General features: G+C 74.8%; 22 protein-coding genes. 5 read left to right on the top strand and 17 right to left on the bottom strand.

Annotated features, from left to right (window positions below):
• Positions 1 to 79 precede the first annotated feature (79 nt).
• Both ACH414_RS18145 and ACH414_RS18140 read right to left on the bottom strand, forming a co-directional pair.
• Positions 80 to 3,166: a tetratricopeptide repeat protein gene (locus ACH414_RS18145; RefSeq protein ID WP_398942421.1), complete on the bottom strand. Its 3,087-nt coding sequence runs from the start codon at positions 3,164 to 3,166 to the stop codon at positions 80 to 82.
• Positions 3,163 to 3,810, bottom strand: coding sequence for a hypothetical protein (locus ACH414_RS18140; RefSeq protein ID WP_398942419.1), 648 nt, complete (start codon positions 3,808 to 3,810; stop codon positions 3,163 to 3,165). The genes ACH414_RS18145 and ACH414_RS18140 overlap by 4 nt, the downstream gene beginning before the upstream one ends.
• Positions 3,811 to 4,019: 209 nt before the next feature.
• On the opposite strand from ACH414_RS18140, the gene ACH414_RS18135 reads away from it, so the two are divergent.
• A complete protein-coding gene (locus tag ACH414_RS18135; RefSeq protein WP_382533843.1) occupies positions 4,020 to 6,077 on the top strand; it encodes a SpoIIE family protein phosphatase in 2,058 nt (685 codons plus the stop codon).
• A 121-nt stretch (positions 6,078 to 6,198) separates the two neighbouring features.
• Here ACH414_RS18135 and ACH414_RS18130 read toward each other — a convergent pair whose 3' ends face one another.
• The 5 genes from ACH414_RS18130 to ACH414_RS18110 all read right to left on the bottom strand — a co-directional run bounded on the left by ACH414_RS18130 (position 6,199) and on the right by ACH414_RS18110 (position 9,500).
• Entirely contained in the window at positions 6,199 to 6,651 is a 453-nt protein-coding gene (locus ACH414_RS18130; RefSeq protein ID WP_398942417.1) for an SRPBCC family protein, read from the bottom strand.
• Between the two features lie 69 nt (positions 6,652 to 6,720).
• Positions 6,721 to 7,347 carry a DinB family protein gene (locus tag ACH414_RS18125; protein WP_386566789.1) on the bottom strand — a complete coding sequence of 209 codons (627 nt, stop codon included), beginning with the start codon at positions 7,345 to 7,347 and terminating at the stop codon, positions 6,721 to 6,723.
• Positions 7,348 to 7,454: 107 nt separating this feature from the next.
• Entirely contained in the window at positions 7,455 to 7,850 is a 396-nt protein-coding gene (locus ACH414_RS18120) for a molybdopterin-binding protein (RefSeq protein WP_382533849.1), read from the bottom strand.
• A 19-nt stretch (positions 7,851 to 7,869) separates the two neighbouring features.
• Positions 7,870 to 8,616, bottom strand: coding sequence for an HAD family hydrolase (locus ACH414_RS18115; protein WP_398942414.1), 747 nt, complete (start codon positions 8,614 to 8,616; stop codon positions 7,870 to 7,872).
• Positions 8,617 to 9,017: 401 nt separating this feature from the next.
• Positions 9,018 to 9,500: an Lrp/AsnC family transcriptional regulator gene (locus tag ACH414_RS18110; RefSeq protein WP_382533853.1), complete on the bottom strand. Its 483-nt coding sequence runs from the start codon at positions 9,498 to 9,500 to the stop codon at positions 9,018 to 9,020.
• 315 nt (positions 9,501 to 9,815) lie between these two features.
• Here ACH414_RS18110 and ACH414_RS18105 point away from each other — a divergent pair, with 315 nt between their 5' ends.
• Both ACH414_RS18105 and ACH414_RS18100 read left to right on the top strand, forming a co-directional pair.
• Positions 9,816 to 11,318 (top strand): FUSC family protein, encoded by a 1,503-nt coding sequence (locus ACH414_RS18105; protein WP_398942625.1) that lies wholly within the window; start codon positions 9,816 to 9,818, stop codon positions 11,316 to 11,318.
• Between the two features lie 112 nt (positions 11,319 to 11,430).
• Positions 11,431 to 12,474 carry a lactonase family protein gene (locus ACH414_RS18100; protein WP_382533854.1) on the top strand — a complete coding sequence of 348 codons (1,044 nt, stop codon included), beginning with the start codon at positions 11,431 to 11,433 and terminating at the stop codon, positions 12,472 to 12,474.
• 89 nt (positions 12,475 to 12,563) lie between these two features.
• On the opposite strand, the gene ACH414_RS18095 is transcribed toward ACH414_RS18100, so the two are convergent.
• The 5 genes from ACH414_RS18095 to ACH414_RS18075 all read right to left on the bottom strand — a co-directional run bounded on the left by ACH414_RS18095 (position 12,564) and on the right by ACH414_RS18075 (position 17,564).
• Positions 12,564 to 13,484 carry a sirohydrochlorin chelatase gene (locus tag ACH414_RS18095; protein ID WP_382533856.1) on the bottom strand — a complete coding sequence of 307 codons (921 nt, stop codon included), beginning with the start codon at positions 13,482 to 13,484 and terminating at the stop codon, positions 12,564 to 12,566.
• A gap of 97 nt (positions 13,485 to 13,581) precedes the next feature.
• Positions 13,582 to 14,571: a BadF/BadG/BcrA/BcrD ATPase family protein gene (locus ACH414_RS18090; RefSeq protein ID WP_398942411.1), complete on the bottom strand. Its 990-nt coding sequence runs from the start codon at positions 14,569 to 14,571 to the stop codon at positions 13,582 to 13,584.
• Positions 14,568 to 15,245: a uracil-DNA glycosylase gene (locus ACH414_RS18085; protein WP_382533860.1), complete on the bottom strand. Its 678-nt coding sequence runs from the start codon at positions 15,243 to 15,245 to the stop codon at positions 14,568 to 14,570. The genes ACH414_RS18090 and ACH414_RS18085 overlap by 4 nt, the downstream gene beginning before the upstream one ends.
• 38 nt (positions 15,246 to 15,283) lie before the next feature.
• Positions 15,284 to 16,369: a WD40/YVTN/BNR-like repeat-containing protein gene (locus ACH414_RS18080; protein ID WP_382533862.1), complete on the bottom strand. Its 1,086-nt coding sequence runs from the start codon at positions 16,367 to 16,369 to the stop codon at positions 15,284 to 15,286.
• Positions 16,370 to 16,478: 109 nt separating this feature from the next.
• Entirely contained in the window at positions 16,479 to 17,564 is a 1,086-nt protein-coding gene (locus ACH414_RS18075) for an NADH:flavin oxidoreductase/NADH oxidase (RefSeq protein ID WP_398942409.1), read from the bottom strand.
• A 165-nt stretch (positions 17,565 to 17,729) separates the two neighbouring features.
• On the opposite strand from ACH414_RS18075, the gene ACH414_RS18070 reads away from it, so the two are divergent.
• On the top strand, positions 17,730 to 18,104 hold the full coding sequence (locus ACH414_RS18070; protein WP_382533865.1) for an ArsR/SmtB family transcription factor: 375 nt from the start codon (positions 17,730 to 17,732) through the stop codon (positions 18,102 to 18,104).
• 45 nt (positions 18,105 to 18,149) lie between these two features.
• Here ACH414_RS18070 and ACH414_RS18065 read toward each other — a convergent pair whose 3' ends face one another.
• Both ACH414_RS18065 and ACH414_RS18060 read right to left on the bottom strand, forming a co-directional pair.
• Positions 18,150 to 19,493 carry an FAD-dependent oxidoreductase gene (locus tag ACH414_RS18065; RefSeq protein ID WP_398942407.1) on the bottom strand — a complete coding sequence of 448 codons (1,344 nt, stop codon included), beginning with the start codon at positions 19,491 to 19,493 and terminating at the stop codon, positions 18,150 to 18,152.
• A 61-nt stretch (positions 19,494 to 19,554) separates the two neighbouring features.
• Complete coding sequence (locus tag ACH414_RS18060; protein ID WP_391768865.1) at positions 19,555 to 20,268, bottom strand: DUF305 domain-containing protein; 714 nt, start codon at positions 20,266 to 20,268, stop codon at positions 19,555 to 19,557.
• 95 nt (positions 20,269 to 20,363) lie between these two features.
• Between ACH414_RS18060 and ACH414_RS18055 the strand changes: the two genes are divergently transcribed.
• Positions 20,364 to 21,884: an LVIVD repeat-containing protein gene (locus ACH414_RS18055; RefSeq protein ID WP_382533871.1), complete on the top strand. Its 1,521-nt coding sequence runs from the start codon at positions 20,364 to 20,366 to the stop codon at positions 21,882 to 21,884.
• On the opposite strand, the gene ACH414_RS18050 is transcribed toward ACH414_RS18055, so the two are convergent.
• From ACH414_RS18050 to ACH414_RS18040, 3 genes are all read right to left on the bottom strand, one after another.
• Entirely contained in the window at positions 21,860 to 22,543 is a 684-nt protein-coding gene (locus ACH414_RS18050) for a TetR/AcrR family transcriptional regulator (protein ID WP_391768864.1), read from the bottom strand. The genes ACH414_RS18055 and ACH414_RS18050 overlap by 25 nt on opposite strands.
• A 129-nt stretch (positions 22,544 to 22,672) precedes the next feature.
• Positions 22,673 to 23,347 carry a phosphatase PAP2 family protein gene (locus ACH414_RS18045; protein ID WP_386566795.1) on the bottom strand — a complete coding sequence of 225 codons (675 nt, stop codon included), beginning with the start codon at positions 23,345 to 23,347 and terminating at the stop codon, positions 22,673 to 22,675.
• Between the two features lie 103 nt (positions 23,348 to 23,450).
• Positions 23,451 to 24,389, bottom strand: a complete 939-nt coding sequence (locus ACH414_RS18040; RefSeq protein ID WP_391768863.1) for a M56 family metallopeptidase — start codon at positions 24,387 to 24,389, stop codon at positions 23,451 to 23,453.
• Positions 24,390 to 24,412 lie beyond the last annotated feature (23 nt).

Below are 24,412 nucleotides of genomic sequence, written 5' to 3'. Positions count from 1 at the left end.
CACCCGCGCCCGCACCGGCGCCCCGCATCCCTCGCCCGCGCCCGCAGCTTCGCACCCGCGTCCCCGCGCCCCCGGCCCGTCAATACGCATCGGCCTCGCCGAGCAGCGCCGCGCACTCCGCGGCGATGTCGGCCAGGGTGCCGTCGGGGTCGGGCAGGTCCTGGACGCCGTCGTGGACCCGCCGGGCCCGCGCGGAGGCCGACTCCACCCGGCCGAGGGCGAACTCCAGGCGCACGGCCAGGAGTTCGCAGAGCCACAGGTCGGGGCGGTCCGGCTCGCCGCAGTCCCGCAGGGCCGCGATGGCCCGTCCGGCGTGGTCGAGCGCGCGGTCGAAGCCGCCCGCGAGCTCCGCGTACCGCTCGGCGGAGTCCTCCTCCCAGGGCATCGCGTCCGCCGCCTCCACCAGCAGGTGCGCGAACTGCTGGTGGGTGTGGCCGAGTTCGGCGGTGCGGCCGGCCCGCTCCTCGGCCGACCCGGCCGCGGCCAGCGCCCGCTCGTTCTCGCGCAGCGCCTCCTCCATGACCACCTCGGCCTCGGCCGGCCCCCACGCCCTCAGCGCCTCCCACGCGCGGCCGCGCAGAGCCCGCACCACCTCGGAGCGGTCGCCGAGCGCCCGCCACAGATCGGCGGCCCGCTCGTACGCCCGGGCCGACTCCTCCGGTAGCCCGGCCGCGGCCAGCGCCTCCGCCGTCTGCCGGGTGAGCAGCGCGTGCCGGCCCCGGTCCGGCCAGTCCCGGGTCCCGGCCGCCGCCAGCGCGTACTGCTCGGCGGCCTTCCCGGCCTCACCGAGCCCCGCCAGGGCATGGGCCAGCCACACCCGTGCCTGCACCACGTCCGCCGGGTCGTGCCCGCTGCGCAGCTCCGGCAGGACGGCCTCCAGGAGGGTGGCGGCCTCGTGGAAGCGCCCGAGCGCGCAGTAGTGCCCGCCCAGCCGCAGCCGCGCCAGCGCGCCGAGTCCGTCGGCCTCGGCGGCGGCCGCGGCGAACCGGTCGGCGTCCACCAGAAGCGTCTCCACCTCCGCCGCGGGCCCGTCCAGAGCGGTCACCGTCTCGGCGAGCGCCAGCGAGAACCGTGCCCGGTCGCCAGGCCCCAGCAGGCCCACCCGCTCGGCGTCCCCCAGCACGCCCCTGGCCACCGCGGCCGCCCGCTCGTGCTCCTGGACCTCCGACAGCAGGCTCACGAGCAGGAGCTCGGCGGGCGTGGCGAGCCAGGGCCGCCCGGCCTCGTGATGGTCGCCCACCGCGGCCGTCGCGAGGCGCACGGCGGCCCGCGGGTCCTCGGCCGCGGTGATCCGCGCCAACAGCTCCACGGCGGAGGCGATCCGGCTCAGCAACGCCGGATCCTCGCGCCGGTCCCGCCCCTCCCGCGCCTCCTCGGCGAAGGCCAGCAGCCGATGGACCTCCTCGCGCGCCCGAGCAGTGCCCGTGGGATCCGCACGGACTACGTCCCTGCCCTTATCCCCGTCCCTATCTCCGGCCACAGCCCCATCCCCGTCCCTATCTCCAGCCCTATCCCCAGCCTCATCCCCATCCCGGTCCCCGTTCCCCAGCCCCGCCACCAGCGCCCGGCACCGCAGCAGCAGCACCGTGGCCGTCTCCGCGGTCGTCGCCCGGCCGTCCGCATGCAGGGTCGTGGCCCGTGCGCACAGCTCGGCGAGTTCCGGCGCCGCCGCCCCCGGCTCCGCTGCGACGAGCACCGCCCGCGCCCGGGACACCAGGGCCCGCCCGTCCCGCCCCGCGCGCTCGTGCAGTTCCGCCGCGCGTGCGAAGAGGGCGGCCGCCTCGCCCGAGGCCGGGCCTCCGCCGCGGGTGCGCTGGAGGGCGAGGGCCTCGGCGTCGAGGGCGTCGGCGGTGTCGGCGGGCGTCAGGGAGGAGCCGCCGGCCTCGACGGCGGTGCGGGCGCGCCCCCAGGCGGCGGTGGCCGACGGGTGACCGGCCGCGGTCAACGACCGGGCACGGGCGAGCAGTTCCTCCGCCGACGTACCGCGCACGTCAGCGACGTGCGGCGGTCCGAGAGGCGCGCCGGGTGCGAACCCGGTCGTCTCGCCGCGCCCCAGGCCCAGCGGCAGTGCGGTGAGCAGGGGCTCGGCCGCCATGCGGGCCCGCAGCAGGGTGGATATGCGGTCGTTGCGGTTGCGCGCGTCGAAGCGGGCCGCCTGGGCGAGGGCCTCCTCCGTCGCGTACGCGTGGAGCCTGGCCGCGGTCCAAGGCCCGGGCCCCTGTGTGCCGGCGGGGCCGGGCACCGGTCGGTCGCCCTGGCCCAGGGCGACCAGGCGGCCCATCAGGAGGGCCGCGCAGGCCAGCCACTCCATGTACGGTCCGACGTCCCCGCGCAGGCCCCAGCGGGCCGACTGCTCGGCGAGGATCTCCACTCCGCGCGGCTCGTTCCCGGTCAGCGCGCAGAACTCCACGTGTGCGGCGACGGCGACGGTGAGTCCTTCCTCGGAGCGGGCCATGCGGTAGCCGCGCAGGTGGTGGGCACGGGCCTCGTCGAGGCGGCCGAGCCGGACGAGGGGGAGCAGCGAGAGCGCGAGGACGGCGTGCGGCTCGTGCATACAGGCCTCGTGCCCTTCGAGCACGGGCCGCCACACGGCGAGGGCGCGGGCGTCCTGGCCGCGCTCGGTCTCCCAGCGGCCCCGCTCGTGCAGCTCGCAGGCGTGGCAGTCGGCCATCTCGTCCCGCTCGGCGGCGAGCATCGCCGCCAGCGCGCGCTCGGCCCGCGGCAGGTCGCCCAGATGCCGGGCCACCTCGAACTCGCGTGAGTGCACGGCCCGCTCGGAGTGTCCGGCGAGCCGGTAGCGGCGCCGCATCTCCGTCAGCCACTGCTCGATGGAGTCGAGCGGGATGCCCGGCTGGTCGAGTGCGCTGCCGCTGACCCACTTGAACATCCAGAACAGTTCGTGGGTGTCGTCCTCGTCGAAGTCGGCCGGGTTCTGGTCCCACATCCGCAGCAGCCGCGAGAAGGGCACGAACATCTTGTCGCATTCGGCGCTGGACGTGTACGCGACCGTGAGCCCGGTCAGGGCCTCGACGAGCAGCGGGCGGTCACCGGTCGCCTCCGCCTCGGCGACCAGCCGCTCGGCGCGGGCGTTGCGGGCGGAGCCGTACGGCTCCGTGCCGTTGCGGTACACGTCGATGCGGATCTCGTCGCGCGAGCGGGTGCTCATCGGTCTTCTCCGAAGGGGCGGTCGGGCGCGGGTTCCGCCGGGGAGCCCGCCGGCCGCACGCTCCGGTCGAGGAGGCCGGGGAAGGCGCGGTCGAGGAGGGCGTTGCCGGCGGGGCGCAGCGGGCGTTGGGCCATGGGGAGGGCCTGTCCGTAGAGGGCTTCGACGGCGGTCGCGGCGAGCCGGCGGGCGTCGAGACCGGCGATGCGGCGGACCGGCGGGCCGTGGCGGTCGAGGACGAGGCGGGCGCGGGGCGCGCTGCCGGGCGGGGAGCCGTGTATCCCGGCCCGCGGGTCGTCGGCCCGCCGCCGCGCCACCGTCCGCGTCGGCTCCCGAGACCCCTGGCGGGCCGTGCCGGGCAGCACCGCGGGCAGCCGCTCCATCGGCACGCAGGCGTGGGCGTGGCCGCCGTTGACGACGCCGGTGCCCCGGGCGGCGGCGAGGGCGGCGACCTGGGGGAACTCCTCGGAGCGGCGGCCGGTGAGCGCGTCCACGGCGCTCTGCGGCAGCTCGCGCCGGCAGCCCCGGCGGCTGGAGAGGAGGTGGTCGGAGTGCGGATCCACCAGGCCAGGCGGACCGGCCTGGAACGTGGGGGAGTGGTGCGGGGCGATCTCGGTTTCCTCGGGGTTCCATGGATGCGCTGACATCGTTGCCGTTTCCGCGCAGACTCTTCCAGAGGGGCCCGCGTTCGTACATCCGTGGAACTACGGAACCGGGTTCCCCTGGGGGGTATCTTCTCCTGGGCTTACGTCGTCGCTCGGTGAAACTGCGCAGCGCCTGTGCGGAATGTCTCGGATAGGGTGATTCGGTAGAGATTGCGCCCCACGGGGCCCGGGCTGATGCGTAGGTAGATGCGTTGCACACTCACCAGTCGCCGAGCAGGGTTCCGCAGCCGCCCCGTGCGGCCGTCGGATACGCGGGCGTGCTCAACGACCTGCTGCCCATCGCGCTCTGGCGGGAGGACGCCAGGGGGCGCATCGTCGAGTGGTCCCTCGCCGCCCAGGACCTGCTCGGGCACCGCCCCGAGGACGTGCTCGGGCGCCTCGCCACCCCGCTGCTGGTCCCCGACACCAACCGTGAGCTCGCCGACCGGCTGACCCGCAAGGTCCAGGCCGGCGAGACCGTCGTCGGCACCCTGCCCGTACGCCACCGCGACGGCCACCAGGTCGTCATGGAGATGTGGATCGTGCCCGCCGTCGACCCCCAGGGCCACCCCGGGGCGATGCTGATCGCCTTCGAGACCTCGCAGGTCCTGCGGATGCGGGAGTCGCTCGCCACCCTGGAATCCCTCTTCACCCAGTCGCCCATCGGCCTCGCCACCCTCGGCCCGGACCTGCGCTTCCTGCGCGTCAACGACGCCCTCGCCCGGATGAACGGCGTGCCGCCCGCCGCCCACCTGGGCCGTCGGCTTACCGAGGTCGTCCCGGGCGTGAACGCCGGCGCGCTGGAGGCCCTGATGAGCCAGGTGCTCGACAGCGGCACCGCCGTCGTCGACGCCCGCCGGGTAGGCCGGACCCCCGCCGACCCCGACCACGACCACATCTGGTCCTGCTCCTACGCCCCGCTCCTCGACACCACCGGCCGGCCCCTCGGCGTCATCGCCTCCCTGATCGACATCACCGACAGCCAGCAGGCGCACATCGAGGTCGAACGCGCCCGGCACCGCTTCGCCCTGCTGGCCGAGGCGGGCGCCCGGATCGGCACCACCCTGGACCTGCGGCAGACCGCGGAGGAGGTCGTCTCCTTCCTCGTGCCGCAGCTCGCCGACTCCGCCGACGTCCAGCTCCTGGAGTCGGTCCTGGAGCCCGACGAGTCCACGGCGGCCACCCGGGGAGTGCTGCGCCGCCTGGCCGCCGCCTTCCCGGATCCGACCGCCCCGACCGCACTCCTCGGCGTCGGACGCACCTTCCAGATACCGCTCGACTCCGTGTACGAGTCGGTCATCACCGACGCGCGCGCCATGGACCTGTACGTCGGCGACATCCCGGCCCTCATCCGGGACCCCCGGATGGAGGCCCTGCGCAGCTATCTCGCCACCCGCATCGGCTCGGCCCGGCTGGTCCCCCTGGTCGCCCGCGGCAAGGTGCTCGGCACGGTCTCGGTCACCCGGCTGCGCAACCGGGAGCCCTTCGACGACGAGGACCGGGTCCTCATCGACGAGGTCGCCGCCCGCGCCGCGCTCAACATCGACAACGCCCGCCTCTACACCACGCAGCGGCAGGCGGCCCTGACCCTCCAGCGCAGCCTCACCAACAAGGCGCTGCCGGACGTCACGGGCCTCGAGCTCACCGGCCGCTACCTCCCGGCGAGCGAACACGACGTCGGCGGCGACTGGTTCGACGTCGTCGCGCTGCCCGGCGGGCGCACCGGCCTGGTCATCGGGGACGTCATGGGCCACGGCATCCACGCGGCCGCCGTCATGGGGCAGCTGCGCACCGCGGTGCGCACCCTGGCCCGCCACGACATCCCGCCCGCGCAGATGCTCAGCTCCCTCGACGCCGTCGTCGCCGACCTGGGCGAGGACGAGATGGCCACCTGTGTGTACGCCGTCCACGACCCCGCCACCCATGTCTGGACCATCGCCCGGGCCGGCCATCCGCCGCCGGCCGTGGTCACCCCGCAGGGGGGCGTCACCTTTCTCGACGGCCCGCCCGGCACTCCGCTGGGCACGGGTGCCCACGACTTCGGCACCGAGGAGGTCGCGCTGCCCGCGGGCGGCCTGCTGGTCCTCTACACGGACGGCCTGATCGAGGCCCGCGACCGCGACCTCGACCAGGGCATGGCCCAGCTCGCCGGGGCCCTGCGCGAGGTCGACCGTCCCCTCGACGAGCTGTGCGACGACGCCCTCGCCGGGCTGCTCGACGGCCAGGCGCAGGACGATGTCGCCATGCTGCTGGCCCGTACGACGAACTGAGCGGCGTACGACGCGCGGCTCCGGGTGTTCGGCTCCGGGGAGCTCCCGTGGCGGGCCCGAGCCGTCGGGCCGATGGCCGGCTCGTGGGGCCGGCCTGTCTGACCGGCTGACCCGGGTCGGCTCAGCTCATCGGCGCGCCGCGCTCCAGGATCTCCTTCAGGTGCTGCTCGTCCCGGGGCATCTCCTTGCGGACGGAAGGCTTGACGACCAGCGGGACGAGTGCCCGTCCTATGCCGTGGCCCTCGAAGTCGACGTCGAAGGTCACCCGCGAACGGGTCCCGTTGTCGAGGGGTTCGATGGTGCCCCGCACATCCGGGCGGACGGGCCCGTCGATGCCGTGGACGTGCCAACTCCGCGGTCGGTCCGTCGCGGTGAGCTCGACGTTGGTGTCGATGTCGCGGCGTCCCATGTGCCGCGTCACCCTGACCTGCTGGCCGCCGCCCGCGGTGGCGCCGATCCGGCTCGCCTTGACCGCGCTCTCCTGCCATTCCGGCAGGTGGGAGGGGTCGGTGACGTAGTCGTAGACGTCCTCGGGACGTCGGTCGATGTCGACGGAGGCCTTGATCCTGGACATGGTGCCTCCTTGCCTGCGCGAGGATGGATCTCTCCCCATCGTCCCACGCGAGGCCCCCTCCCGGCAGGCTCAGCGGCCCGCGAACCGGGCCCGGTACAGGTCCCTGAGCAGGGCGATCTCGGCGCCGTGGTGGAGGAGTTCCTGGTTCATCCACCAGATGACCTCCAGGAGGGGGTCCTCGGGGTCGCTGCCGTGCGGATAGGAGCTGTACCCGATCTTGTCGAGCACGCCGTCGTCGAGGGAGAGCAGCATCGTGTGCCAGGCCGCCGAGGCCGCGTCGAAGTCGGCGACCGCGGAAGAGGCCTCCCCGTGGCTGCGGAAGTCGTCGCGGGTCAGACGGTGGCTGCCGCAGATGTGGTCGGCGCGCAGGGTGAACATCTCGGCGAGATGGCTCAGCCGCCAGGCGATCGTGGTGAACGGTGCCGGCTCGGGGTGCGGGTAAGGGGCGGCGTCCCGGCCCCAGGGGCCGATCCCGGTCAGGAACGTGGCCCGCGGCCCGGGCCCGTCCTCGCGGCGGCGCACCGACCAGCAGTCCGGCACCGGCTCCCACAGCAGTTCGGCGTCGGTGATCGGGCCGACCGGCACCCCCGTACCGTCGCCGCTGTCCATCACCGGACCGTTGAGCCGGTCCACGAGCCGCTCACGGGCGAACTCGAACTGGTCGAGCAGGGGGGCGAGGCGGGGCGGGATCGCCATGGACGCTCCAGGTCTCTCGGGCCGCCCGGTCACCGGTCGACCGGATCACGGGCGGGTGGGGGCGTGCCGAACCCTGCCACAGAACTCCCGCCCCCGACCACGTGATTTCAGGCGCGGTCGATGTGCACGCTGGTCGACTTCACCCGGGCCGTGGCCTGCATGCCGACCTCCAGACCGAGCTCCTCGACCGCCTCCCGGGTGAGGAGCGAGACCAGGCGGTGCGGGCCCGCCTGGATTTCGACCTGGGCGGCGACGTCGCCGAGCTTGACGGCGGTCACGATCCCGGGGAACGCGTTGCGGGCCGAGGTGTACGTCTCGTCCTCGTCGCCCTGTCCGCTCTGCGCGACCTCGATCGAGAACGCGGCGAGGTCGGGGCCCTCGATGAGACGCCGGCCGCTCTCGTCGCGGTGGGTGGCGACCCGGCCGGCGTCGGCCCAGCGGCGCGCGGTGTCGGGGCTCACGCCGAGGAGGCGGGCCGCCTGCCCGATGGTGTACGTCTGCATGGGCGCAGCTTAGGCCGCTTCAGCTCCTATCTGCAAGCCTATATGCGCTGTGTGCCTCGCATGTGCCAGGCATGCCGAGGCTCTGGCGCCATTCGTCCAGCCAGGCCAGCGCGGCCCGCGCCGTGAACTCCCGCTGGCCGCCCGGGAAGACCAGATCGGCCGTGGCGAAGGCCGGATCGTCCGCCGTCCCCGGCACGTAGGGCAGCGCGAGGCAGCGCATCCCCGCCGCGTGCGCGGCGGCCGCGCCGGGCGCCGCGTCCTCCAGCACCAGGCAGTGTTCCGGGCGGGCGCCGAGCCGGCGGGCCGCTTCCAGGAAGACGTCCGGCGCCGGCTTGCCCCGGTCCACCTCCTCGGCCGAGACCAGCGGCGTCAGATACGCGTCGAGGCCGGTTCCCGCGAGTACGGCCCCGATCGCCGCCGGCGAGGAACCCGAGGCCACCGCCATGGGCACCCCCTGTCCGTACAGCCGCTCCACGAAGGCGCGCATCTCCGGGAAGACGGGGGTGCCGGCCCGCGCGAGCTCCAGGTAGTGCCGGTTGGTCGCGTCGAGCAGCGTCTCCACCGGTGCCGTGACGCCGTACTCGGCGGCCAGCGCCTGGAGCGACTCCAGGGTGCCGATCCCGATGAACTCGGTGTGACGCCGCCAGTCGAAGGCCGTCACGCCGTGGGCGGCGAGGGTGCGGCGGGTCGCCTCGAAGTAGTTCGGCTCGCTGTCCACCAGCGTGCCGTCGAGGTCGAAGATGACCGAAACGCGCGGGATGCTCATACGGCCAGCCTCGCAGAGCGGACCGCCCGCCCCGGAGGGTCTTTGGTCCCGGCCTGCCCGACGACCCCGCCGCCTCCCCGCCGGCCCCGGTCTCCCGCCGGTCCCCCGCCTCCCCGACGGCGCTGGCCTCCCGGCTGGTCCCCCCGCCTCCCCGACGGCTCCGGTCTCCCGGCCGGCCCGGGTTTCCCCGACGGCCCTAACCGCCCGGCCGTTCCCGCTTTCCCGGCCGGGCCCGCCGCCTCCCCGACGGCTCCGGTCTCCCGGCCGGTCCCGGAGCGCTCGACGGCCCGAACCGCCCGGCCGGTCCCGGACCGCCCGACGGCCCGAACCGCCCGGCCGGTCCCGGACCGCCCGACGGCCCCGACCGCCCGGGCGGTGGGACCCCGCGCGTGCCCCTGCCCCTACGCCCCTCGGCCGGCCCCGCGTCCCACCGCCTCCACCAGCGGCAGCAGCCGGTGCGGGACCCGCTCGCGCAGCGCGATCTCGGTGCGGGTGCGGACCACGCCGGGCAGCTGGATCAGCCGCTGGATCACGTCCTCCAGGTGTCCGGCGTCCCGGGCGACCACCCGGGTGAGCAGATCGCCGCCGCCGGTGATCGAGAAGGCCTCCACGATCTCCGGCACGGTCGCCAGCGCGTCGCCGACCTCGTCGAGGTGCCCCTGCGTCACCTCGATGTGCACGAACGCGAGCACCGGGTGCCCGAGTGCCGCCGGGGAGAGCACCGGGCCCGTCGCCGTGATCACCCCGTCCCGTTCGAGCCGGTCGATCCGGGCCTGCACCGTGCCTCGCGCCACCCCGAGGATCCGCGCGTACTCGCGCACGCTGGTCCGCGGCTGCTCGATGAGGAGCCGCAGGATGCGGGTGTCGAGTTCGTCCACCGCCATGGTCCGTTGGCCTCCCTCTGGCCGATGCTCCGATGCTTCGACTGTACCAATGGCCCACTCATATGCCCGCCGGTTGAGCCAGTGGGCGGAGGGGTGTTTTCCTTTTGTGAGAGTTGGACAGATGGCGCCGCGCACGCGCCGGACCGGCGAGGTGGCCGGCCCCGGACCCGCGGCGCCATCGCCATGTCCGAAGACCTCACGAGACATCTCGAACATTCACGAGCGCGACGACGAAGAGGGTGTGTGTACGGCAGCGGGGGCGGGACGACCGTCGTGAAGAAGGGCCTGGCGGCCGGGGGCCGGCTGTTCAGGCAGGTGTGCGTGGCGCCCGATCCGGGCAAGGTGCGGCTGCGGGTAGCCTCGCGGGCCGTGCTCGGCGTCGGCCTCTCCGTCGCCGTGGCCGAACTGGCCGGACTCTCCCTGACCGCCTCGATCACCGCCGGGCTCGCCGCGCTCCTGGCGCTCTTCACCGTGGGCGACCCCACCGTGCGCCGCCAGGCCGTCACCACGGCCCTGCTGCCGCTGGCCGGATTCCCGGTCCTCGCGCTGGCGACGGCGCTGCACGGGCTGCCCCTGCTGCGCGACTCCGCCTGGCTGCTGGTCGTCTTCGCCGGCGTGTACGCGCGCCGCTGGGGGCCGCGCGGGCACGCGCTCGGCATCTTCGCCTTCATGCAGTTCTTCGTGACGCAGTTCCTGCACGCCGTACCCGGGCAGCTGCCGGAGCTGTACGCCGCCGTGCTGCTCGCGCTCGGCACGGCGAGCGGCGTCCGCTTCGTCGCCTGGTGCATCGAGCGGCGGGTCCCGCCGCCCGCCGCGCCCGCCCCGCTGCCCGGTACCGGCCTCGCCCGGCCCACCACCCGGCAGGCCTTCCAGGCCACCGCCGCCTGCGCCGTCGCCCTCGCGGCGGGGCAGCTCCTGTCCCAGGAGCGCTGGTACTGGGCCGTCGGCACCGCCTGGTGGATCTTCGTCAACACCGCCTCGCGCGGCGAGACCCTCGTCCGCGGCTTCCGCCGGGTCGTGGGCACCGTCACCGGCATCGCGGCCGGACTGCTCATCGCCCTGCCGCTGGGCGGCGCCCCCGCGCCGACGGCCGCGCTGGTCGCCGTGTGCGTCTTCGGGATCTTCTACACGGCGCCCCTCTCGTACAGCTGGATGATGTTCTTCGTCACCGTCATGGCCGGCCTCCTGTACGGGCTCATGGGCGTGCTGCACCCCGGGCTGCTGCTGCTCCGCTTCGAGGAGACCGCGGTCGGCGCCCTCGGCGCCGCCGTCGGCGTCGCACTGCTGCCCGTCACCACGCACGCCGCCACCAACGCCTGGATCCAGCGGGCCGTGAGCGCCGTCCACGCCTGCACCACGGCCGCCGCCCGGCGCCTCGCGGGCGACCCCGAGGCCGACCCCGCCCCGCACGCCGCCGAGCTCGACCTGCTGCTCGGCCGCGCCCGCCTCACCCTGGCCCCCCTCGTCCATCCGCTGAGCCCGCTGCGCGCCCGCAAGGCCCGTGCCCGCCGGGTCCTGGCGCTGCTCGACGACTGCGCCCGGGAGTCCCGCGGGCTCGCCGCCGTCGCGGCCGACCCCGACGCCTCGCACGACGCCCGCCTCGTCGCCGCCGCCTGGCGCGTCGAGGCCGCCGTCCACGCCCTCGTCCCGTCCGCCGACGCGACGCGCCCCCGCCGGGCCACCGTGGCGGCCGCGCCGCCCCACCACCCCGGCGCCGAGGCGGCCCTCCACCACCTCCACGGCCTGGAGCGCGCCCTCGTCGACCTGGCGGCTCCCCTGAGCACCTCGCCCCGCGCCCCCCTGGTCCCGGCCGCCTGACCGGCCGGCGACCCGCGACTGACCCCGCTTGGTCTAGACCGCCTGCTAACGTCGGCCGGACGAAGGCCGGTCTGCCGTGACCGGCCGGCGAACAGCGGACAGGGGAGGCGCCGTGGGCGACACACGCGGGACGCGGGCGTACATCGGATCGTTCACCTCGGCCGGCGGCCGGGGCGTGCTCGTCGCGGAGGTGGACGCGGACACCGGCGCGCTGAGCCCGGTCGGAGCGAGCGAGGACGTCGCCGACCCGTCGTTCCTCGCCCTCGGCCCCGGCGGCCGGGTGCTGTACGCGGTCTCCGAGACCGCCGAGGGCGCCGCGGCGGCCTTCGACGTCACCGAGCCCACGCCCCGCCCGCTCGGCGCCGCCGTGCCGGTCCAGGCCTCCGGGCCCACCCATCTCGCCGTCGTCGCCGGACACGTCCTCACCGCGAACTACGGCTCCGGCAGCCTCACCTCCCTGCCCCTGGCCGCCGACGGAAGCCTGAAGCCCCCGGCGGACCAGGCGCGCCACGAGGGCTCGGGTCCCGTCGCCGGACGCCAGGACGGCCCGCACGCCCACCAGGTGCTGCCCGACCCGAGCGGCCGCTGGGTGCTCGCCGTGGACCTCGGCACCGACTCCGTCACGATCAGCGCCCTCGACCCCGCCACCGGCGCGCTGCGCCCGCACGGCACGACCGCGCTGCGCCCCGGCACCGGCCCCCGCCACCTCGCGTTCCACCCGGCCGGCGGCCACGCCTACGTGCTGAACGAGCTGGAGCCCACGCTCACCGTCTGCCGCTGGGACGCCGACGCCGGAGCCCTCGAACCGCTCGGCGAGACCCCCGTCGTCCCCGACGGGGCCGCGGGGCCCTGCTACCCCTCCGAGGTCGTGGTCGCCCCCGACGGGCGCTTCCTGTGGGCCGCCGTACGCGGCCACGACACCCTCGCGGTCCTCGCCCTCGACCGGTCGGGCGAGAGCACCCGCCTGGCCGCCTCCGTGCCCTGCGGCGGCCACTGGCCCCGCGACCTGGCCCTCGGCCCCTCCGGCCGCCACCTCTACGCGGCGAACGAGCGCTCCGGCGACGTCACCTGGTTCACCGTCGACCCGGAGACCGGCCTGCCGTCCCGTACGGGATCGGTGCCGGCCCCCGCGGCCTCCTGCGTCGTCTTCGGCTGAACCGCCGCACCGCCACGCACGGGAAGGGCCCGCACCGGAGATGTCCGGTGCGGGCCCTTCCCGTCACGGTCGTCCGTCCGAACCGGACCTCAGTGGACCGGCGAACCCTGCTGCGCGCTGATCCCCAGCGCCGACGCGTACTGCGACAGCACGAGCTTGCCGATCGCCGGGTAGGCGCCCAGCGCCTCCGCCGTCGCGCAGCCCGCCTCCTTGGCGGCCGCCTCCAGCAGACCCTCGGCCAGTTCCGGGCCGATCAGGTACGGGGCGAGCGCGAGCTGCTCCGAGCCGGCGCCGCGCAGCTGCTCGGCGATCGCGGCGATGGAGCCCTCCTCGTCGAGCGCGGCCGCCATCACGGGGACGGCGAGGCGCGCCGCGAGCAGCATGCCGGTGATCCCGGCGGCCTGGACCGCCTCCTCGCCGCCGACCGTCGCCAGGATGATGCCGTCGGCCGCCGTGGCGACCGTGAAGAGCCGGGCACGGTCGGCACGGGCCAGACCGGCCTCGGAGAGGCGTACGTGCAGGGCCTCGGCGAGCAGCGGGTGCGGACCGAGCACATCGGTCAGCTTCGCCGTGTTGCCGCCGTCCATCACGGCCTGGCGGATCTGCCGGAGCAGGGCGCTGTCCGGGCCGGCGAGCAGCGGGACCACGACCGCGGCCGGGCCCTCGGGGGCGGCGACCTCGCGGCCGGCCGCCACGGCCAGCTCGTACCGCTCGGTGCGCACCGCCTCGGCCCGCGCGAGGACCGAGGCCAGGGTCGGGAACTCGGTGGCGTCGTCGCCGTCCAGGTAGCCGATCACGGCCTCCAGGCCGGGCAGCTCCGAGCGCGCGATGCTCACGACCTCCTCGGCCAGCGAGCGTATGGCGGCCGACGGGACGCCGGGAACGGCGAGAACGAGCGCGGGCGCACCCTCGGGCGCCACCACGGGTTCGGGGCGCCGGTGCCGTCCGGGCTGGCGGGGACGCGGCATTCGTACAGGCAGGCCGGGAGTGGGCCCAGTGGGGGAGCTCATGGCGCCGCATGCTACTGGTTTTGCCTGCCGCGCAGTTCGGTGAGGTGCGGCTGGGCGACTTCTGCCCCTGTATGTCCGAACCGCCGGGAACCGCCGTTTACCTGGTGACTTCGAGCAGGCGTGGATCCTCGGGCAGCCGGAGCGTCCCGGTGGCCAGCGCGGCGGCGATCGTCACCGCGCCCGCGAGGGGATCGCCCGTGGCGGGCACCTCGCGCGCCCGCGGGAGCAGCGCGCCCAGCGCGCCGCGCAGCGGACCGAGCAGCGGCTCGCCCATCTTGAACAGCCCGCCCGTGAGGGCCACTTCGACCTCGTCCTCGGGCGGGCAGACGGCGGCCGCCGCCTCCGCGATGTGCGTCGCGGCCCGCTCCAGGATCGCCGCCGCGACCGGGTCGCCCGCGGCGGCGCGGTCGGCCACCGCCGGTGCGAAGGAGGCGAGGACGGCGGGCCGGTCGCTGCGCGGGTACAGCGAGCCCGGCAACCCGGCCACCGGACCGAAGAGTTCCGTGGCGCGGGCGAGGAGCTCGTCAGAGCCCCCGTGCCGCCCGTCGTACGCCCGCATCGCCGCTTCGAGCCCGGCGCGGCCGATCCAGGCGCCGCTGCCGCAGTCGCCGAGCAGATGCCCCCAGCCGTCCGCCCGCCGCCACCCCGTCAGGTCCGTGCCCATCGCGATCAGTCCGGTGCCGCCCGCGACGACGGCGCCCGGCCGCTGGCCGAGCGCGCCCGCGTACGCGGTGACGGCATCGGCCGCGAGCGCGAGCCGCCGCACGCCCCAGGCGCGCGCGAAGGCGCCCGGCAGCTCGGCCCGCAGGACGTCCCCGAGGGTCGCCATCCCGGCCGCCCCGACGGCGACCGCGACGACCCGCGCGGACCCGGCCGCGGCGGCCCTGGCCGTCATCGCCTCCACCGCGGGCAGCACCTGGGCGAGGAGATGGTCCGCGTCGATCCCGGCCCCGCCGGTGCGCACCGGCTCCCGGGACGCGACCGTGTCGAGGACCCGGCCGCCGTCGGCGCGGGCGAGCGCGATCCGCAGACCGGAGCCGCCCGAGTCGACGCCGACGACCAGCTCCTGCTCCGCGGCGCCGGTCACGGCAGCTGCCAGTCCACGGGCTGGGCGCCCTGGCGGAGCAGTAGTTCGTTGGTGCGGCTGAAGGGCCGCGAGCCGAAGAAGCCGCGGTCCGCCGACATCGGCGAGGGGTGCGAGGACTCGATCGCGGGCAGGTCGCCGAGGAGCGGGCGCAGATTGCGGGCGTCCCGGCCCCACAGCACCGACACCAGCGGCTTGCCGCGCGCGGCGAGCGCCCGGATGGCCTGTTCGGTGACGGCCTCCCAGCCCTTGTCCCGGTGCGCGCCCGGCTTGCGCGGGGCCGTGGTGAGCGCCCTGTTGAGGAGCAGCACGCCCTGCCGGGTCCACGGGGTCAGATCGCCGTTCGAGGGGCGCGGGTGCCCGAGGTCGTGGTGCATCTCGCGGAAGATGTTGTCCAGGCTCGGCGGCACCGGACGCACGTCCGGCGCCACGGAGAAGCTCAGGCCCACCGCGTGCCCCGGCGTCGGGTAGGGGTCCTGGCCGACGATGAGGACCCGCACCTCGTCGAAGGGCTGCTGGAAGGCTCTGAGGACATTGGCTCCGGACGGCAGGTAGGTGCGCCCCGCGGCGACCTCCTGGCGGAGGAAGTCGCCCATCGCGGCGATGCGTTCGGCCACCGGTGCGAGCGCCTGCGCCCACCCGGCCTCGACGATTTCGTTCAACGGTCGTGCTGCCACGCCCGTCACTCTACTGGCGCAGTGGGACGCCCGGCCCCTCAGTCGATCACCGCCGCCCGCACGCACAGCACGTCCGGCAGGTGTTCGGCGAGCAGTTGCCAGCTGTCGCCGTCGTCGGCGCTCGCGTACACCTCGCCGTTGCGGTTGCCGAAGTAGACGCCCGCCGGGTCGCCGTCGTCCGTGCACAGGGCGTCGCGCAGCACCGTGCCGTAGTGGTCGCCCTCGGGCAGGCCCTTGGTGAGCGGCTCCCAGCTCTCGCCGGCGTCGGTCGTGCGGTAGACGCGGCAGCGGTGCCCGGCGGGGACGCGGTCGGAGTCGGCGTTGATGGGGAAGACGTAGGCGGTGTCGGGGCGGTGCGGATGGGCGGCCACGGCGAAGCCGAAGTCGGAGGGCAGCCCGGAGCCGATGTCGGTCCACCGGCCGCCCGCGTCGTCGCTGCGGAACACGCCCCAGTGGTTCTGGAGGTAGAGCCGGTCCAGGTCGCCCGCGTCCTGGGCGATCTTGTGCACGCACTGGCCGAACTCCGGGTGCGGGTCGGGCAGGAAGACCGCGGACACCCCGTCGTTGGACGGCGCCCAGCTCGCCCCGCCGTCGCGGGAGCGGAAGACGCCCGCCGTCGAGACGGCGACCGTCACGGCGTCCGGGTCGCGCGGATCGGTGACGACGGTGTGCACCGCCTCGCCTCCGCCGCCCGGCACCCAGCGGTCCCGGGTCGGGTGCTCCCACAGCGGGCGGACCAGTTCGAAGGACTCGCCGCCGTCGGCCGACCGGAACAGCGCGGCGGGCTCGGTCCCGGCGTACACGACGCCGGGGGAGTGGGCCGGAGCCGGGTGCAGCTGCCACACCCGCTCCAGTGAGGCGCCGGTGTCCTGGGGGAACTTGACCGCGGGCCGGGCGGGCTCGGTCCAGTGGGCGCCGAGGTCGTCGGAGTGGAAGACGGACGGGCCCCAGTGCGAACTGTCCCCGCCCACCAGGATCCTGGGGACCGGGCGGCGGGTGTCGATCCCGATCGAGTAGATCGCCTGGGCGTGGAAATGGGGTGGGTCGAACTCCCATCGGCCGTCGCGGCCGCGGCCGATGAACAGACCCTTGCGAGTGCCTACGGTCAGTAGCACGTCGGACATGCCGACACCTCCAGGACGCCGTTGTCACGGATACGGGCCAGTCTGCACCCGTGCACTGACAACGGCCCCCGGAGGCGGCTGCGCCCCAGGTGGGGGGCGTGTTGAGCGCTCAGATCGCCCAGGCGTACGGGGCCGGCGCATGGGTCTCGGCGCCGAGCTCGCGCGCGGCGCGACGGGCCCAGGAGGCGTCGCGGAGCAGCTCGCGGCCGATCAGGACGGCGTCCGCCTCCCCGTTGGCGACGATCTTCTCGGCCTGGCCGCTCTCGGTGATCAGTCCGACCGCGGCGACGGGGAGCCCGGTCTCCGCCTTGACCCGGGCGGCGAACGGCACCTGGTAGCCGGGGGAGACCGGGATCCGGGCCGGGCCGCCGTTGCCGCCGCTGGACACGTCGAGCAGGTCGACGCCGTGCTCGCGCAGCAGCGCGGCGAAGCGGACGGTGTCGTCGGCGGTCCAGCCCTGCTCGTCGAGCCAGTCGGTGGCGGAGATGCGGAAGAACAGCGGCAGCTCCTCGGGCCACTCGGCCCGGACCGCGTCCACGACCTCCAGGGCGAAGCGGGTGCGGTTCTCGAAGGAGCCGCCGTAGGCGTCGGTGCGGTGGTTGCTGTGCGGGGAGAGGAACTCGCCGATGAGGTAGCCGTGGGCGCCGTGCACCTCCACGACCTGGAAGCCGGCGGCGAGCGCGCGCCGGGCCGCCTCGGCGAACCGGCGGGCGACCTCGTGGATCTGCTCGGTGGTCAGCTCGGTCGGCACGGGGTGGTCCTCGGCGAAGGCGACCGGGCTGGGCCCGACGGGCTGCCAGGCGAGACCGGTGGCCGGGTCGACGGGACCACGGCCCTCCCAGGGGCGGTTGGTGGAGGCCTTGCGCCCGGCGTGGGCGAGCTGGATGCCCGCGACGGTGCCGTGCTCCTTCAGGAAGGTGCTGATCCGCCGCAGGCCCTCGATGTGGACGTCGTCCCAGATGCCGAGGTCGGCGGGGCTGATCCGGCCCTCGGGGGCGACGGCGGTCGCCTCGGTCAGGATCAGGCCGGTGCCGCCCGTGGCACGGGCCGCGTAGTGGGCGAAGTGCCAGTCGCCGGCGACGCCCGCGCGGGGGCCCGTCTGCTCCGCCGAGTACTGGCACATGGGGGCCATCCACACCCGGTTCGGGACGGTCAGGGACCTCAGGCTGAGGGGCTCGAAGAGGGCGGTGCTCATGACGGACTCCGTTTCGGCGTCTGCGGTACTGCCTGGAGGGGGGTTCGTACGATACTCATCGTAGTACGGCGCCTGTCAAACTACGAGGATGCTCGTACAATGACCGCACAGATTCCCGAGAGCCGCCCGGCAGCACGCACCCCGGACAGAAGTGGAGCCGCAGCCGTGACGACCGCGACCAACCCCAGAGTCCTGGAGCACCCCGCCCGCGAGGACATCCGGCTCGAAGCCGTGCTGCACGCCCTGTCGGACGCCGTCCGGCTGCGGATCGTGCGCTGCATGGCGCTCGCCGAGTCCGGCGCCGAGCTCAGCTGCTCGTACTTCGACCTGCCGGTCACCAAGTCCACCAGCACGCACCACTTCCGGGTGCTGCGCGAGAGCGGCGTCGTCCAGCAGATCTACCGCGGCACCGCCAAGCTCAACATGCTCCGCCGCGACGACCTCGACGCGCTCTTCCCCGGTCTCCTCGACAGCGTCCTGACGGCGGCCGGAGCCCAGGCGGCGCGCCTCGGGGGCGGCAGCACCGAGGGCGCTCCCTAGCGGGACCGCCCGGCGCGGAGGCCGGGTCTCGGTGCCCCCAGGCCCTCAGGCCTCGCGCGCCGCCGCCCGCAGTCCCTCCCAGTCGGGGATCTTCACGCGCTCGCGCCCCAGCGAGCGGCCCAGGGCGGCCTCCGCCCGCTCGATCGCCAGCCAGCCCGTCCACGGCACCGGCGTGTGCCCCAGCTCCCGCAGCCGGGCCCCCGGATCGGCGGCGACCCGGCGGCGGGCCAGGGCCGGGGCGTCGGCCAGGAGCGCTTCCACGGTCTCCTTGGCGCAGTGCCGGTTGGTGCCGATCACCCCCGTCGGGCCCCGCTTGATCCAGCCCGCCACGTACTCCCCGGGCGAGACCGCGCCGTCCCGCAGCACCCGCCCCTCCTCGTGCGGCACGGTGCCCCGCGCGGGGTCGAACGGCAGCCCGGGCAGCGCCCGGCCCCGGTAGCCGACGGCCCGCAGCACGAGGCCGGCCGCGATCTCCTCGTACCGGCCCGTGCCCCGCACACCGCCCTCGCCGTCCGGTTCGGTCCGCTCGAAGCGGACCGCGGTGACCCGGCCGTCCGCGCCGAGGATCTCCACCGGTCGCAGGAAGAACCGCAGCCGTATGTCCCGAGGGGCCGGGGCGCCGCCGTCCGCCGCCCAGCCGCGGACGACCTCCAGATTGCGCCGGTTGACCGCGGGCAGGGCCGCCGGGTCGCCGTACGCGGGGTCGAGGGCGAGCTCCGCCGGGTCGACCAAGACCCGGGTCTCGGGCAGCGCACCGAGCTCGCGCAGCTCCTTGGTGGTGAACTTCGCCTGCCCGGGCCCGCGCCTGGCCACCATGTGCACGTGCCGCACCCCGCTGGCGGCCAACGCCTCCAGCGCCCCCTGCGGCACGTCGGTCGGCGCCAGCTCCGCGGCCCGCCGCACCAGCAGGCGGGTCACGTCCACCGCCACGTTGCCCGCGCCGACGACCACCGCGGCGGGCCCGTCCAGGGCGAACGCGTCCCGCGCGGAGTCCGGGTGCGCGCTGTACCAGGAGACGAACTCCGTGGCGGAGAAGCAGCCCCGCAGCTCCTCGCCCGGCACCCCGAGCCGCCGGTCGCGCGCGGCGCCCACGCAGTACACCACCGCGTGGTAGAGCTCCAGGAGCGCGGCGGGGGTCAGTCCGCGCGCCCCCACCTCCACGTCGCCGAGGAAGGAGACGCGCTCGTCCTCCAGGACTGCCCGCAGATTGCCCTGGAGCGACTTGATCTTCTCGTGGTCGGGCGCGACCCCGTACCGCACCAGGCCGTACGGGCACGGCAGCCGGTCCAGGACGTGCACCCTCACCCCGGGCACCGCGGTCTGCTGGACCAGCGCCTGGGCGGTGTAGACCCCGCTGGGTCCCGAGCCGACGACGGCGACACGCAGCACGAGGGGCCCCCTTCCTGCCGGGAGGCTTCCAGCATGGCACCGTCGAGGCCTTCGGGCCGCCCTACAGCGAGCGCATCCGGTTGATCTCCGCCGTCTGCTGCGCGATCACGTCGTTCGCCATCTCCTCCACCAGCACGTTGTTGCCCTGGCTGAGCACCTCGCCCGCCATGGTCACCGCCCCCTCGTGGTGGGTGATCATCAACTTGACGAAGAGCGCGTCGAACGCCTTTCCCTTGGCCGCGCCCAGGGCGGCGAGCTGCTCCTCGCTCGCCATGCCCGGCATGGCGTGGTGGTCGTGGCCGGCCTGCGGACGCGGACCGCCGTTGTTCTTCAGCCAGCCCTCCATGGCACCGATCTCCGGACCCTGCGCCGCCGCGATCCGCTCGGCGATCTTCCGCACGTTCGCGGACCCGGCCCGCCCCGGCGCCAGCGCGGTCATCGTGAGCGCCTGCCGGTGGTGCTCGATCATCATCTGGACGTAGCGGAAGTCGGCGCCGTTGGGGCGTTCGTCGGGCATCAGCCGGGCCGCCTCCTCGGGGGTGAGCCTCTTCGCCGGCTCGCCCGGCTTGCCCGGGGCCACCACCACGGGGCCGCTCGACGTCCCGGCCCGGGGAGCGGCGGCTCCCGCGGCCGGGTCCGACTCGCAGGCGGCGAGCGCGAACAGGGCGGCGGCGGCGAGCACTCCGGCGGCTGCTCCACGGACACGGCGCTTCGACAACACGACCTCCACGGGCACTTCGACGACTTCGAGGGGCGGGAGCGGGTGTTTCTTCATTACGTCTCTGTTGCCATCTGTTGAGATGTGCACACCAAGGAAGATACTGCCGGGGTCCGACCGCCGTTCAACTGTGCGACATCAGACAGGACGGAGTGACTTCGTTGCGTACCACGAGTACCCCGCGTGCACGGACCAGAGGCCTGGGAGTGGCGACCGCCGCCGTCGGCCTGCTGGTCGGTCTGCTCGCCGCCGGACCCGCGGCCGCCACACCCGACCCAGGCGACGCCACGGCGCAGACAGCCGTCACCGCGGAGCAGGCGGCCGACGCCCGCGCCGCCATCGCCGCCGGTGAGATACCCGGCGTGGACGAGATCGTCCACAGCCCCAACATCGAACACCTCGTCAACATCCCGAAGGACGCCCTCAAGGGCATCAACTCCGACCTGGCGTTCCAGGGCAAGTACGCCTTCGCCGGCAACTACGACGGCTTCCGGATCTTCGACATCAGCGAACCGAGCTCGCCGAGGACCGTCGCCCAGGTGCTGTGCCCCGGCTCCCAGAACGACGTCTCCGTCTCCGGGAACCTGCTCTTCCTCTCCACCGACTCCTCGCGCAGCGACAACTCCTGCGCCAGCGTCCCGCAGCCCGCCTCGGTGAAGGAATCCTGGGAGGGCATGAAGATCTTCGACATCAGCGACATCGCCAACCCGAAGTACGTCGCCTCCGTCGAGACCAACTGCGGTTCGCACACCCACACGCTCGTGCCCAAGCGCAAGGACGTGTACATCTACGTCTCCTCGTACTCGCCCAACGCCGCCTTCCCCGACTGCCAGCCCCCGCACGACGGCATCTCGGTCATCAAGGTGCCGCGCAAGGCGCCGGAACAGGCCAAGGTCGTCAACTTCCCGGTCCTCTTCCCCGGCGAGGGCCCGGACGGCGGCGGCAACCCCGGTGCGCCCACCAACCCGGGCGTCTCCAAGACCACCGGCTGCCACGACCTGACCGTGCTGCCCGGCGAGGACCTGGCCGCCGGCGCCTGCATGGGCGACGGCATCCTCTTCGACATCAAGGACCCGGAGCACCCGCGGGTGATCGACCAGGTCCAGGACAACGTCAACTTCGCGTTCTGGCACTCCGCGACCTTCAACCAGCGGGCCGACAAGGTCGTCTTCACCGACGAGCTCGGCGGCGGCGGCGCGCCCACCTGCAACGCGACCGTCGGCCCCCACCGCGGCGCGGACGGCATCTACGACATCGTCGGCAAGGGCGACAAGCGCAGGCTCGTCTTCCGCAGCTACTTCAAGATCCCGCGCCACCAGGCCGACACCGAGAACTGCGTCGCCCACAACGGCTCGCTCATCCCGGTCAAGGGCAAGGACATCATGGTCCAGGCCTGGTACCAGGGCGGTGTCTCCGTCTGGGACTTCACCGACTCCAGCCGCCCGAAGGAGATCGCCTACTTCGAGCGCGGCCCGGTCTCCGCGACCACCCTGGCCACCGGCGGTTCCTGGTCGGCCTACTACTACAACGGCCACATCTACTCGAACGACATCGCCAAGGGCTTCGACGTCCTGAAGCTGCGCGACAAGCGCACCGACAAGGCCGCGCGCGTGCGGATGGACGAGCTCAACGTCCAGACGCAGCCCGACTACTTCGAGGACTTCGACGACTGACGCGGCACCCGGGCCGCCCGGTCCGGTAACCCCGTACGCAGGTCCCGCATGCCGTCGGGCGGCCCCCCGTCCGGCGGCATGCCCTGTTCCCAGCCGAGCCCGTACCGCTGGAAGAGCTCGGAGCGCAGCCGCGGCAGGGGCATCGGCGCCCCCGGCAGCAGCACCGCCACCACCGCTCCCATCAGCAGCGCCCGCAGCAGCGGATAGTCCGTGTCCACGTCCGCGGAGCCGTACCGGGCCACGGTGTCCCGCAGCAGCTCCGCGAGCCGCTGCTGCTCGGGGCACTGCACGAAGCCCTCCGCCTGCAGGATGCCCGCCATGTGCGTCCGCATCAGCACCGGGCGATCCCGGGCCAGGCCCAGGATCGCGTCGATGGCCCGGGCGAGGCGCTCCCGGCCGTCCTCCGTGCGCGGTTCGCGCTCCAGCGCGTCCGCAAGCGTCAGATGCATCAGCCGGTGCACGGCGGACTGCAGGAGCTGGCGTTTGCCGGGGAAGTAGTACGAGATGAGGCCGCGCGCCGAACCGGCCCGCTCGGCGATGTCCGCGAGGGTCGTGGCCTCGTAGCCACGCTCGGAGACCAGCTCCACGGCCGCCTGCAGGATCCGCTCGCGGGAGCGCCTCCGAAGCTCTTCATTGACCTGTGCGCTACGCGGGGACATGCTGGACTCCTGCGTTGACTGGCTCGCAGCCAATATACTCAGCGCGTCCTGCTGTCGCGCCCTCGTGGCCGGAAGCGGGATATGCCGTCTGTTCTGGGCGACGCGGGGGATCGTCCAGGACAGGCGGCTTCATCCCTTTTCTCCCATTCTGCTCCCGGGGTCCGTCTCCGGTGGCGGGGTCCGCCGCCGGTCCGCCGCACGGTACGAGACGATCGCCGCGGCCACGCAGGTCCAGCCCAGGAGCCAGCCGCCCACCACGTCCGAGGGCCAGTGCACGCCCAGGTACACCCGGGTCCAGCCCACTCCGAGGACCGACACCACGGCCGCGCCGGCGATGGTGCCCCACCCCCGCCACCCCTCGCGCCAGTGCAGCGCGAGCACCCACAGCAGCAGCCCGCAGGTGACCATCGCCGTCATGGCGTGCCCGGAGGGGAACGCCGAGTATCTCGCCGAGTCGACCGGATCCGTCCAGCTGGGCCGCTCCCGGCCGACCAGGGCCTTCAGCCCCTGCTGGAGGGCCGCTGCGAGGAGGCTGGTGCCCGCGACCCACAGGGCCATCAGCCGCTCGCGCCGCCACCACAGCAGGCCCGCGGCGACGGCGGCCAGGGCGCGCATGGTCCACGGGTCCCAGACCCAGTCGGACAGCACCCGGTTCAGGTGCGTGAACCCGGGCTCGGCCACCGCGCTGCGGTGCAGGGACTCCGCGACCTGCCGGTCGAGCGAGAGCAGCGGTGGCCATCCCACGGCCACCAGGACGAGCAGCAGCACGGCCAGGGCGCCGGAGACGGCGGCGGAGATGCGCATGGGCCCGATCCTGCCCGACGCCCTCGCGACCCCGTGCGTCCGGGCCCCCGGCCGGGGTGTCGACCGGCGGGCACCGAGCGGCAGGCCCGGCCGGCGGCAGGCCCTAGCCGAGCACCCGCAGCGCCGGCACGAACGCCACCAGGACCGGGACGACCGGGACCAGCGCCGCCGCGGCCGTCAGTCGGAGTCGGCGGGCCGCAGTGAGGCGGGGGGTGGCGGCCAGCAGGCGGTTCACCCGCTGGGGCAGGTCGGCGTCCGGGGTCGTGCCGGGACCGAACACCCCGCGGTCCTCGTTGAGTTCGACCAGGGCGAGGGCGACGGTCAGTCGGCCGAAGCGGCGCGAGGCCACGTCGTCCGCCGCCAGCTCCACCAGCCGGTGCATCTGCCCGCGGAAGGCCGCGAAGACCGGGACCCCGGGGAAGCCGTCGGCCAGCGCGGCCGAGCAGTGCAGCAGCCAGTCGTGCCGCGCCCGCGCGTGCCCCTGCTCGTGCGCCAGGACCGCGTCGAGCTGCCGGCCCTTCAGACGGCGCAGCGCCCCCGTGGTGATGACCAGCCGGGGCGTCCCGCCGGGCAGGAACCAGGCGTCCGCGCGCTCGCCCTCCAGGATCACCAGACGCTGGCTGTCGGCGGCCTCCTCGCCGGGCAACATCGGCGACCGCACCAGGAGTTCGCAGCGGCGCGACCTGCGGCGGGCCCGCGCCCGGCCGATCTCGCGGCCCAGCATCGCGCCGGTCCACAGCCCGCCCGCCGCGAGCAGCACGGCGAGCACCGCCGACCAGGGCCGGCTGGCGCCGAGCTCGTACGCCTCGATGACGGCCCGCGGGGCGGGCGCGAAGACCTGGCCGCGCACCGCCTGCCAGGCCGCGGCGGCGCTGAACGTCATCGACAGCGCGAAACTCAGCAGCACCGCGGCCACCACGCACTGCCACACCCAGAGCGCCACCACCGGCTCCCGTTCCGCCCAGTCGGCCCGCGACAGCAGCCGCGGGGCGACCGCGGCGGTCAGGACGCCGAGCGCGAGCAGCGCGAGGGAGACCAACATGGCGCCAGCCTATGAGTCCGGTA

Source organism: Streptomyces sp. NPDC020422 (assembly GCF_044386705.1).
Classification (GTDB): domain Bacteria; phylum Actinomycetota; class Actinomycetes; order Streptomycetales; family Streptomycetaceae; genus Streptomyces.
Note: the sequence above shows the minus strand (reverse complement) of the source record. Positions and strands in the feature narration are given on the sequence as shown.